General features: G+C 68.3%; 10 protein-coding genes. 6 read left to right on the forward strand and 4 right to left on the reverse strand.

Annotated features, from left to right (window positions below; translation table 11 throughout):
- Positions 1 to 54: 54 nt before the first annotated feature.
- The 4 genes from HWX00_RS35875 to HWX00_RS35890 all read right to left on the reverse strand — a co-directional run bounded on the left by HWX00_RS35875 (position 55) and on the right by HWX00_RS35890 (position 5,772).
- Positions 55 to 2,895, reverse strand: coding sequence for an ATP-dependent Clp protease ATP-binding subunit (locus tag HWX00_RS35875; RefSeq protein WP_175028503.1), 2,841 nt, complete (start codon positions 2,893 to 2,895; stop codon positions 55 to 57).
- A 620-nt stretch (positions 2,896 to 3,515) separates the two neighbouring features.
- Positions 3,516 to 3,785, reverse strand: a complete 270-nt coding sequence (locus tag HWX00_RS35880; protein ID WP_049031555.1) for a hypothetical protein — start codon at positions 3,783 to 3,785, stop codon at positions 3,516 to 3,518.
- A gap of 108 nt (positions 3,786 to 3,893) precedes the next feature.
- The gene (locus tag HWX00_RS35885) at positions 3,894 to 4,709 is read right to left on the reverse strand and encodes a family 1 encapsulin nanocompartment shell protein (protein WP_034190491.1); all 816 of its coding nucleotides are present in this window, start codon (positions 4,707 to 4,709) and stop codon (positions 3,894 to 3,896) included.
- Positions 4,702 to 5,772, reverse strand: a complete 1,071-nt coding sequence (locus tag HWX00_RS35890; protein WP_034190490.1) for a Dyp-type peroxidase — start codon at positions 5,770 to 5,772, stop codon at positions 4,702 to 4,704. Before HWX00_RS35890 ends, HWX00_RS35885 begins: the two co-directional genes overlap by 8 nt.
- A gap of 376 nt (positions 5,773 to 6,148) precedes the next feature.
- Here HWX00_RS35890 and HWX00_RS35895 point away from each other — a divergent pair, with 376 nt between their 5' ends.
- The 6 genes from HWX00_RS35895 to HWX00_RS35920 all read left to right on the forward strand — a co-directional run.
- Positions 6,149 to 6,511, forward strand: a complete 363-nt coding sequence (locus HWX00_RS35895) for a helix-turn-helix domain-containing protein (protein WP_049031553.1) — start codon at positions 6,149 to 6,151, stop codon at positions 6,509 to 6,511.
- Positions 6,508 to 6,957 (forward strand): phosphate-starvation-inducible protein PsiE, encoded by a 450-nt coding sequence (locus HWX00_RS35900; protein WP_034190488.1) that lies wholly within the window; start codon positions 6,508 to 6,510, stop codon positions 6,955 to 6,957. Before HWX00_RS35895 ends, HWX00_RS35900 begins: the two co-directional genes overlap by 4 nt.
- Positions 6,958 to 7,006: 49 nt before the next feature.
- Entirely contained in the window at positions 7,007 to 7,204 is a 198-nt protein-coding gene (locus HWX00_RS35905; protein WP_034190487.1) for a hypothetical protein, read from the forward strand.
- A gap of 68 nt (positions 7,205 to 7,272) precedes the next feature.
- Positions 7,273 to 7,728: a DUF1269 domain-containing protein gene (locus HWX00_RS35910; RefSeq protein WP_034190486.1), complete on the forward strand. Its 456-nt coding sequence runs from the start codon at positions 7,273 to 7,275 to the stop codon at positions 7,726 to 7,728.
- A gap of 34 nt (positions 7,729 to 7,762) precedes the next feature.
- On the forward strand, positions 7,763 to 8,017 hold the full coding sequence (locus tag HWX00_RS35915) for a hypothetical protein (RefSeq protein ID WP_034190485.1): 255 nt from the start codon (positions 7,763 to 7,765) through the stop codon (positions 8,015 to 8,017).
- 290 nt (positions 8,018 to 8,307) lie between these two features.
- On the forward strand, positions 8,308 to 9,407 hold a 1,100-nt coding region (locus HWX00_RS35920), incomplete at its 3' end, for an aminotransferase-like domain-containing protein (protein WP_175868191.1).

The raw sequence follows: 9,407 nt of genomic DNA on the forward strand, positions 1-9,407 counted from the left end.
CGTCCCGCGGACGGAGCCGGTCATGCGTGCCCGGTCTGCCGGGTACGCGTTTTTTTAATGTGCGTCCTTCTTCGCGCCGGACGACTTCTTGCCCGACTTCGCCGCGGGCGGCGGCGCGTCGGCGGGCGTGTCGTCCGCCTTCGCGTCACCGGATGCCTGGGCGGCCTTGCCGTTCGGCCTGGCCTTGCCGTCCGCGTCCTTCCCGGCGTCCTTCTTGTCCTTCGCTTCCGGCGCGGCGAGCTTGTTGAACTTCACTTCGTCGCTGTCCTTGTCGTAGTCGACCTCGCAGGTGTCGCCCGATTTCAGCCGGTCGGCGAGGATCTCCTTCGCGAGCCGCGTCTCGATGGTCTGGCGGATCTGGCGCTTCAGCTCGCGCGCGCCGAATTCCGGCTGGTAGCCGACTTCGGTCAGGTGGTCGACGAGCGAGCCGCCCATCACGAGCGTGACGTCCTGCGCGGCGGCCGTACGCACCACGCGGTCGAGCTGGATCTGCACGATCGCGCGGATGTTGTCCTTCGACAGCGCGTGGAAGACGATCACCTCGTCGATCCGGTTCAGGAACTCGGGCCGGAAATGGCCCTTCAGCACCTGCATCAGTTCCTCGCGGATCGCCTTGTCGGTCTTGCGCGCGGCTTCCGGCTGCGTGAGGTTGTCCATGATGATCGCCGCGCCGAGGTTGCTGGTCGCGATGATGATCGTGTTGCTGAAATCGACCACGCGGCCCTTGCCGTCGGTCAGCCGGCCGTCGTCGAACACCTGCAGCAGCACGTTGTAGACGTCGGGATGCGCCTTCTCGATCTCGTCGAGCAGGATCACGCTGTACGGGCGGCGCCGCACGCGCTCGGTGAGCTGGCCGCCTTCGTCGTAGCCGACGTAGCCGGGCGGCGCGCCGATCAGCCGGGCAACCGCGTGCCGCTCCATGTACTCGGACATGTCGATGCGGATGATCGCCTGCTCGTCGCCGAACACGGTCTCGGCCAGCGCTTTCGCGAGTTCGGTCTTGCCGACGCCCGTCGGCCCGAGGAACAGGAACGTCGCGATCGGCCGGTGCGTCTGGCCGAGCCCCGCGCGCGACAGCCGCACGGCGTCGCTGACGGCGACGACCGCATCGCTCTGGCCGACCACGCGTTCGCGCAGCTGTTCTTCCATCTTCAGCAGCTTCTGGCGCTCTTCCTGCGTCAGCTCGGACACGGGGATGCCGGTCAGCCGCGACACGACCTCGGCCACCGATTCGACGGTCACTTCGAGCGTCTCGGAGCCGGTCTTGCGCTGCCACGCCTCCATCTTCTCGTCGACGGATTTCTGCTTCGCGTTGATCTGCTCCTCGAACTGCTTCGCTTCGTCGAAGCGCTTGCGCGACGTCGCGTAGTCCTGCTCGCGCTTCAGTTGCGCGATCTGCGCCTCGCCTTCCTGGATGTCGACCGGGCGCGATGTCGCGCCGATCCGCACGCGCGCGGCGGCCTGGTCGATCAGGTCGATCGCCTTGTCGGGCAGGAAACGCGACGTGATGTAGCGGTCGGCGAATTCGGCGGCCGCGACGAACGCGTCGTCGGCGAACGTCACCTGGTGGTGCGCCTCGAGGCTGTCGCGCAGCCCGCGCAGGATCACGATCGTCTGCTCGACGCTCGGCTCCGGCACGAACACGGGCTGGAAGCGTCGCTCCAGCGCGGCGTCCTTTTCGATGTACTTCTGGTACTCGTTGAGCGTCGTCGCGCCGATCAGGCTCAGCTCGCCGCGCGCGAGCGCGGGCTTCAGCACGTTCGCGATGTCGAGGCCGCCTTCGCCGCCGCCCTGGCCCGCGCCGACGATCGTGTGCAGCTCGTCGATGAACAGGATCAGTTCGTCCTGCTTCGCAGTCACTTCGTCGATCAGCTGCTTCGCGCGCTCCTCGAATTCGCCGCGGTACTTCGCGCCGGCCACCATCGAGTTGATGTTGACTTCGACGAGCCGCTTGTCGCGCAGCACTTCGGGCACGTCGCCGTTGACGATCCGCTGCGCGAGCCCTTCGACGATCGCCGTCTTGCCGACGCCCGGCTCGCCGATCAGCACCGGGTTGTTCTTCTTGCGGCGCGCGAGCACCTCGATCGTGCTCTCGATTTCCTGCGCGCGGCCGAGCACCGGGTCGAGCTTGCCCTGGCGCGCGATCGCGGTGAGGTCGCGGCCGAACTTGTCGAGGTTCGGCGTGCCGGTCGGCGCGTCGACGCGGCCGTCCTCGGCGCCCTTGCCGACCACCTTCACGACTTTCTGGCGCAGCGCCTCGGGCGTCACGCCGTATTTCTTCAGCAGCGTGCCGGCGACGCTGTCCGGCACCGATGCGAGCCCGATCAACAGGTGCTCGGGGCCGATGTACGAGTGGCCGAGATCGCGCGACGCCTGGAACGCGTACTGCACGGCTTTCTTCACGCGCGGCGAGATCGACAGCTTGTCGAGCGGCGCATCGGGGTCGGCCGTGCCGGTGTGCGCATGCTCGTCGATATACGACCGGATGTCCTGCGGCGACAGCTTCAGTTCCTTCAGCAGCGCGGCGCACACGTCGGTGTCCGCGAGTGCGTACAGCAGGTGTTCGGAGTCGAGTTCGCTGCGGCGCAGCTCGTGTGCCTTCTCGGCCGCGCGCTGCAGCAGTTCGAGCGTCTGTTCGCTGAACGCGTCGGTCGGGTCGACCGATTCGCGCGGAATCTCGGCGGCGAGCGGCGATTCGTCGCCGAGCCCGCCGAACAGCGAAGACGGGCCGCCACCGCCCAGCAGCGAATCGAACGGGTTCAGCATACTCTGATGCCGCATCAGCTGACGGAAGTGGTAATCGCAGATCGAAATCGTCTTGCGCTCGCCGTCCTGCATCACGGTTGCGCGCGCGACGGCCGGCCGGGCGTGACAGATATCGCAAAGTGCGGGCATGGTGGTCTGGCTCCTGTCTGTGAAGGTGGGTCGAAGGGTGAAGTCCCGATGCGGTGCGGCGCTCGCGTGTCCCGACCGCGCTCGCACGACGCGCGGCGCGGCGGCGCGCGTGCCGCGCCCGGGCGGTCGCGCAGCGCGCGCCGGCGTGGCGCACGGTCGCGGTCGGGGCAGGAAACGCGAGTGCTGCGAGGAGCCCACGGCATCGCTTCGACTGCGTTCAAAATAGCGAATCGGCGGGGGCCATCCAAGACACAGTTCCACGCCGGACCGGCCGTGAATTGCACCCTCACATGGCGGCGCGCGTCGGCGGGAAGGAGTACAGACGGGCGCGCGCACGGCGGCACGGGCGTGCGCGGCGGGCGCAGCGCGCGATGGCCGGACACGGGAAGCGGGGGCGCGCGGACGCCGCACGGTGCGACATCGGCGCGCAGGGGGCTGGCGGCCGGCAAACGGCCGGCGATACGGAAGACGGGACGCAGCGCGGATGCCGCAGCGCGAGCGTGCGCGAACCGGTTACGGCCGACCGCGCGCACGCCGCAGCCGGTGCGTGCACGGGAGCCGAGGACGAGGGCGGGTTGCACGGGGCGCGCCGGACAGGGCGCAACCGTGTCGAAACGCGATCAGTCGGACAGATTCATCGCAAGTCGCTGCCGCGCGATCTGCTTCACGTCGGCCGACAGTGCCGCATTCGGCAGACCATTGGCCCAGACGGAGAACGAATCCTCGATCAGGTTGCGCGTGTCGGGCGGCAACTCGGCCAGCATCAGTGAGACGACGGTAAACAGCACGGCGGTGTCGCCGGCCTGGCTGCCCGCGTTCGCGTCGACGGCCTGCTTCAGCGTATCGACCGACGCTTGCAGCGCCTGCAGTGCATCATTCGTATCGCTCATGACAATCTCCATGCGGGATGGGCTCGATCGGCGACGAACATGCGGCCGGCGGCGCGGCCGGTTGCGCGCGACGCCCGGGCTCGGGCCGTCGCGCGCGGGCAACCGGGCTCAGGCCGCCGTGTTGCCCTGCGGCGCCACGGCCACCGATGCCTCGCTCGTCAGCATCAGGAACGTGAACGTTTCGCGCAGGTACAGGCGGACGGCCTTGTCGGTGTGGCTCGTGTAGCCGATCGATACGTCTTCCCCGAGGTGCAACTCGTAATCGCCGCCGCGCGTGGACAGCACGCAGCCGCCGCTGATCGCCGGCGCCCAGATGATCTCGCCGCTGACGATGCGTTTGATATGGCCGAGGACCGGATAGCCCTGGTCGCGCGCCTCGCTGAGCGCGGTATAGGCGTCCGAGCCGAGCACGACCGAGTACGGGCCGTCGACGCCCGCGAGGCGCAGCGCCTCGAGCGCGTCGCTGATCGCGTCCGGATACGCGCTGACGTCCGCCGGCAGCGTGAGCTTGCGGTTCGACGTGCCTTCGCGGATGCCGACGATCCCGGCGGCCGGATAGCCGTCGAAAATCGCGTTGTCTTCGGCGAACGCGAGCCGCTGCGCGGCTTCCTTCGCCGGTTGCCAGTCGGCGTCGCGCGCGCCGCGCTCGACGCTGTCGATCGCGGCGCGGCTCAGTTCGAACGGCACCGTCAGCTCGACGATCGTGCGCACTTCGCGCAGCCGCGCATTCACGTGCTCGCGCGGTGCGGTGACCTCCAGCAGGTGCCCGGTGCCGACGGCCGACAGCTCGGGGCCTTCGGGCCCGTCGACGTCGACCACGCGGCGGCCGGCCACCGATCGCTTGAAGGTGCGCGCCACTTCCTCCTCGATTTGTTCCCAGGCGGACGACGAGATCGGGGCGAGTTCGCGGTGCAGGTTATTCATAGGTCGGGGTTCCTTTCAGCGAGCCGATGTTCAGCGAGCCGTCGCGACGCGGCGCGGACGGCGTGGATTCCGGCGGCGCGGCGTCGGCGGCCGGGGCCGCGCGGTCCGCGAGCGCCTCGAGCAGGTCGGCCGACGGCACGAAGAACAGCGAGCCGGTGACCGCGCGGCTGTAGTCGAGCAGGCGGTCGTAGTTGCCGGGCGGGCGGCCGACGAACATATTCTCGAGCATCTGCTCGATCGGCGCCGGCGAGCGCGCATAGCCGATGAAATAAGTGCCGAATTCGCCGGCGCCCGGGCGCCCGAACGGCATGTTGTCGCGCAGGATCTTCACTTCCTGGCCGTTTTCGTCGAGCGTCGTCAGCGAGCTGTGCGAGCACGACGGCTTCACGTCCGGCGCGAGCTCGATGTCGGCCAGTTTGGTGCGGCCGATGATGCGCTCCTGCGTTTCGACCGCGAGCGCGTTCCAGCCGGCCATGTCGTGCAGGTACTTCTGCACGATCACGTAGCTGCCGCCGGTGAATTCGGCATCCTCGTCGCCGATCACCGTGAAGTCGACCGCTTCGCGGCCCTCCGGGTTCTCGGTGCCGTCGACGAAGCCGATCATCGCGCGCTGGTCGAAATTGCGGAAACCGTGCACCTCGTCGACGACGGTCACCGCATCGCCGAGCGCGCCGAGCAGTTGCGTCGCGAGTTCGAAGCACAGGTCCATCGCTTCGGCGCGGATGTGCAGCAGGATGTCGCCGGGCGTCGCGACCGCGACGCGCTGGCCGGCGCCGAATTCGCGGAACGGATGCAGCGACGCGGGACGCGGATCGCCGAACAGCGCATCCCATGCGTCGGCGCCGAAACCGCAGACGCACGTGAGGTTGCCGCCCGGCACGCGCTTGCCGACCGAGCGCACGAGCGCGGCGATGTCGCCGCACCACGACCGGATCGTGTCGGCGTGATCGGCACCGGGGTTGACCGTCGCCACGAGGAAGATCGCGCTGCGCGTGACCGTGCTGTGAACGGCCTGGGAGAGGGGGGGAGGGGTAGTCTGCATCGCGGCCTGCCGGTCAGTCATGTCGGGACGGACGGGCCGCGGGTGCCGCGGCGCGCGAAGGCGAACGGTTGAACTGTGTCATGCGACTGTTCTCTGTGTGACATGCGGATGAAGGACGTTGCGCGGGCATCGCGCAACGGGCCGCGGCAGCGGCGGCCGGCCGCCCGGCGCGTGACCTGCCCGCACCGCGTAACGTCGTCGAGCATGCAATCTAGCAGCTTCGGCGGGTCTTTGGAACACGTATCGACAATCTGTCATTCGAATGCGTCAAACGGGGACGGAATTTGCGCGCCGCCCGCGCAGCTGTACTCCTGGCGCCCGCGGCGCTGTGCTCTTGAGCGTGCGTGCCGCGTGCAGTAGATTAGGTCCCGCTACGCCGCCGACGAGGAGCGTCATCATGAACCTGCTGGAAGCGATGCGCGTGTTTGTCGCCGTGGTCGAGCACGGCGGGCTGTCCGGCGCCGCGGCCGACCTGCAGTTGCGCGAGGCGCAGGTGCGCGACCGGCTCGACTCGCTCGAACGTTATCTCGGCTGCCGGCTGCTGCTGTGCCGCGAACCCGGCGACGTCGCCTGCACCGACGCGGGCGACGCGTTCCACGTGTGCTGCCGCCGCACGCTGTCCGCGGTCGAGCAGGCGACCGGCGCGGCTCATCCGCCGCAGGCGCCGCAGGCGCGTGACGGCGCGCATCGCCCCGCGCGTTGCTCCGATTTGCCGCCGCCCGGCGCCACCCACGCTTCATCACACCGACTGTCGCCTTGAATACGTCCGCCCTGTCCCGTTCGCCATCCGAGCGCATCCGCCGCCGCTTCGGTCATTTTCTTCACGCGGCCGAGCTGGCCGGGCTGATCGTGATCGGCCTCGCGACCGCGTTCGCGATGGTGCAGGAAGCGTGGAAGGTCGTGCTCGCGGGCGAGGTGTCGCTGACCGACCTGCTGCTGATGTTCCTGTATCTCGAAGTGCTCGCGATGGACGTGCGTTACCTGCGGCTCGGCCGGCTGCCCGTGCGGTTTCCGCTGTTCATTGCGATGACGTCGCTCGCGCGCGACCTGATCCTGCGCGGCGCGACCGACAGCCCCGAGCGGATGCTGATGACGACCTTCGGCATCGTGCTGCTCGCGGTCGGCGTGCTGATCCTGAGTTTCGGTCAGCATCGTTTCCCGGCCGACGTCGACGATGTCGAGGACGACGTCCATGCGCGCAGGTGAAGGGCCGCCAGCCACCGATCAACGCACCGTCTCCGCAGGAGGACGCCGCATGAACACGCAGAACGTCGACACGAAACAGGCGATCGAACGGCAGCACGCGGCGTCGCACGCGTACCGCCTGGCGCGCGACGCGTACGATGCCGACCCGGCACGCGTGCGCGCGCCGGCCGTCGCGGCGCTGCAGCAGGCGGCCGCGCACGCGTACGCCGATGCGGTTGGTGCGCGCGTCGCGGCAACCGGCATCTGAAGCGAATTCCGGCGTGCCGCACGCGGGGCGGCGGCCATTTCCGATCATCCAACCGAGCGAGGGTTCGAATGACCAGGCAACTGATCGTCGCCGTGTTCGGCAGCGTCGACACGGCCCGCCAGGCCGCGAACGATTTCGAGGCGCTGTCGGAGAAGAACGAAGGATTCCACATCGAGAACGGCGTCGTCGTCGAGAAGGACGCGGCCGGCAAGCTTGCGGTGCTCGCGGCCGAATCCCGGCCGTTCAAGGGCGGCGTGATCGGTGCGATCGCGGGCGGCCTGCTCGGCCTGCTTGCCGGGCCGCTCGGCGTGGTCACGGGCATGGCCGCAGGCGCGGGTGCGGGCATCCTCGCCGATGCGGCCGGCAATGCGCTGCTCGATGGCAGCTTCGTCGAGACGGTGGCCGCGCGGCTCGCGCCCGGCAGCGTCGCGGTCATCGTCGAGGCGAAGGAAGACACGCCGTTTTCGGTCGACAACGTCGTGACGGGATTCGGCGGCAAGGTCTTCCGTCAGGCGCTCGGTTGAGCGCGCCTTTTTCGAACCGATTCGGGAGAACCGCATGCGCATCGATCAATCCTACCGGCGCTTCGACATCGCCGCGACGCTCGCGCCGCTGCCCGGCAACGGCAACCGCGCGATCGCGACCGTCGACGTGACGACCGACGATCCGGCCCGCCTCGCCGATCTCGGCACGGGCCAGTTCCTGCAGATCCGCAAGTGGGTCGAGTCGAACGACATCGCGCTGCTGACGGTGGTGTTCGACGAGTGCAAGGTCGCGATCGACCACTACGCGGACAACGTCGACGACGCGTGAGGGCACGCGGGCCTGCGCGGGCCCGCGCCGTCGCGTGTGAATCTGTTCACCACGCCGGCCGGATTTGGCGTTTCCTCGCCAAACTGTCACTTACATTCGTCGAAATGACGCAGTAGCATGCCGAACCTTGTCTTGATGAGATTCGCATTGCTATCCGCCTTCAATTTCGATAACGGACGAGGTTCGAACCGGGATACCCGCTCCCCGGCGCCGCTATCCGGCTTCGTCCATCGACGCGGCCATGCCGCCGATGCGTCGCCGGCCGGTTCACCGCTGGCGGGGCGAGGCGGATGAAGCTCTACGAGAAATTTGCAAACGACGTAGAGCGACTCATCCGGCAGGGCGTATATCGACACGGCGATCGTGTGCCGTCGGTGCGGCAGGCGAGCCAGCAGCACCGGATCAGCATCACGACCGTGCTGCACGCGTACCTGTTGCTGGAAAGCCGCGGGCTGATGGAAAGCCGGCCGCAGTCGGGTTATTTCGTGAACCTGCGCCGCGACGACGGCCACGCGCCGGTGCGCGAGCTGCGGCCGTCGAAGCCGATCGCGATCTCGTCGTCGGTCGACGTGAGCCGGCTCGTGCTGTCGACGCTGCGTTCGATCGGCACGGACGACGCGGTGCCGCTGGGCTCGCCGTATCCGGACCCGAGCCTGTTTCCGTTCGAGAAGCTGAACCGCTACGCGTATGCGGCCGGCCGCGACAAGTCGCTGTGGGGCGTGACGGACGGGCTGCCGCCCGGCCATCCGCGCCTGATTCGGCAGATCGCGCGCCGCTACCTGGAAAACGGGATGTCGGTGGACCCGAACGAGATCATCGTGACGGTGGGCGCGACGGAGGCGATCAACCTGTGCCTGCAGGCGGTGGCGAAGCCGGGCGACACGATCGCGGTGGAATCGCCGACGTTCTACGCGATGCTGCATGCGATCGAGCGGATGGGGATGAAGGCGATCGAGGTCGCGACGCATCCGGAGTACGGGATCGACATCGCGGCGCTGGCCGCGATCGCGAAGTCGCAGCCGATCGCGGCGTGCATGGTGATGCCGAACTTCCAGAACCCGCTCGGCTTTCAGATGCCCGACGAGCGCAAGCGCGAACTGGTTGAGTTTGCAACGAAAACCGGCATGCCGATCATCGAGAACGGCGTGTACAACGAGCTGTATTTCGGCGATACGCATCCGAGTTCGCTGAAGTCCTACGACCGGACCGGGATCGTGCTGCATTGCTCGTCGTTCTCGAAGAGCCTGACGGCCGCGTACCGGATCGGCTGGGCGTTGCCGGGCCGCTATCGCGATCAGGTCGAGAAGCTGAAGTTCCTGAACACGCTCGCGACGCCGTCGCTGCCGCAACTGGCGATCGCGGAGTTTCTCGAACGCGACGGCTACGAGCA

Origin of the sequence: Burkholderia seminalis DSM 23518 (assembly GCF_902832885.1) — a bacterium.
GTDB classification, from domain to species: Bacteria; Pseudomonadota; Gammaproteobacteria; order Burkholderiales; family Burkholderiaceae; genus Burkholderia; species Burkholderia seminalis.